The sequence below is a fragment of the Citrobacter sp. NCU1 genome (assembly GCF_010231475.1).
Taxonomy (GTDB): Bacteria; Pseudomonadota; Gammaproteobacteria; order Enterobacterales; family Enterobacteriaceae; genus Citrobacter_D.
The window spans coordinates 1-1,374 of record NZ_NRDO01000128.1 but is presented as its reverse complement, the minus strand read 5'-3'; the positions used below and the strand labels follow the sequence as shown (position 1 = coordinate 1,374).

Annotated in this window: 1 protein-coding gene and 1 pseudogene; one reads left to right on the top strand and one right to left on the bottom strand. The window is 52.3% G+C overall.

Features of this window, described 5'->3' with window-relative positions:
• Positions 1-111: pseudogene (locus tag CJP72_RS24855) on the bottom strand (bile acid:sodium symporter); the annotation flags it as partial.
• 89 nt (positions 112-200) lie between these two features.
• On the opposite strand from CJP72_RS24855, the gene CJP72_RS24850 reads away from it, so the two are divergent.
• A complete protein-coding gene (locus tag CJP72_RS24850; protein ID WP_162383895.1) occupies positions 201-1,127 on the top strand; it encodes a LysR family transcriptional regulator in 927 nt (308 codons plus the stop codon).
• Positions 1,128-1,374 lie beyond the last annotated feature (247 nt).

Here is a 1,374-nt window from a genome sequence, read left to right as displayed (position 1 = left end):
TACGCCTTCAACGAAAGGAACAAAACGGCCTTCGGCCGGAAAAAACGAGGCCAGCAATACAACGGTGATCAGGGTCAGGGTAAACGGATCAAGGATACGAAAAATTTTCATAAATACTCCAGGGATCTGATACCGATATTTTGCGTTTTTCCGTTTGAGAAATAAAATTGATTTATTGCATCTATATATGAACTGAATTAATGAATTATTCTCTGCGTCAACTCCGGATCTTTGTCACCGTCGCGCAGGCGAAAAGTTTTAGCCGCGCGGGGGATATTATCGGTTTGAGCCAGTCAGCAGTCAGTCACAGTGTTAAAGAGCTGGAGCGGCAAACGGGCGTCAAACTGTTGGATCGCACAACACGTGAAGTCGTTTTGACGGAAGCCGGACAGCAACTGGCAACCCGGCTGGATCGCGTGTTGGATGAGCTGCACAGCACCTTGCGTGAGGCTGGTAGGGTGGGTACGCAGTTGACTGGCACGGTACGTGTGGCGGCCAGCCAGACCATCTCCGCTCATCTTATTCCGCAATGTATTGCGCAAAGTAATCAACTTTACCCCGCGATTGATTTTGTTCTGCATGACCGGCCGCAGCAGTGGGTACTGGAGAGTATTCGGCAGGGGGATGTCGATTTTGGCATTGTTATCGATCCCGGCGCCGTGACGGATCTGCAGTGTGAAACCGTGTTGTCTGAACCATTTTTGCTGCTCTGCCATCAGAATCATCCCTTCGCCAGGCGAGAGTGGGTCAGTTGGCAGGATCTTGAGCATGAGCGGCTGGTCTTGCAGGATTATGCTTCAGGTAGCCGACCGTTGATTGATGCGGCATTATCGCACTTTTCGATTGATGCCAATATTGTGCAGGAAATTGGTCACCCGGCGACGCTGTTTCCGATGGTGGAGGCGGGGATTGGTATCAGTGTATTGCCTGCGCTGGCGTTACCGCTGCCTCAGGGGAATCAATTGCAAGTGAAGCGGCTCACGCCAGTGGTGGAAAGACAGCTTATGCTGGCGCGGCGTAAAAACAGGTCTCTTTCGACTGCCGCTCAGGCACTTTGGGATGTGGTACGTATGCAGGCCAGTGAGCTTACCGTTGGTCGCGCGCAGGACCCGTTGTATCAGATATAGAGAGTGCAATAAGCGCCTTCCACCAGAATGCCGGTATAACGCCCTTCGCAGCACTTCCAGAAGGGGCTGGGTTTTCAGCTGTAATTGTGCGGGAGGCATTGACGCAGTATGGGGGGGCGGGTCAGGGCAGGTGGCCGTAAGTCTGATAAGAGAAGCGCCATCAGACAAGCACGTCAAATGTTCCAAATCGCAGATAGCAAAAAGGCGCCTTTAGGGCGCCTTTTTACATTGGTGGGTCGTGCAGGAT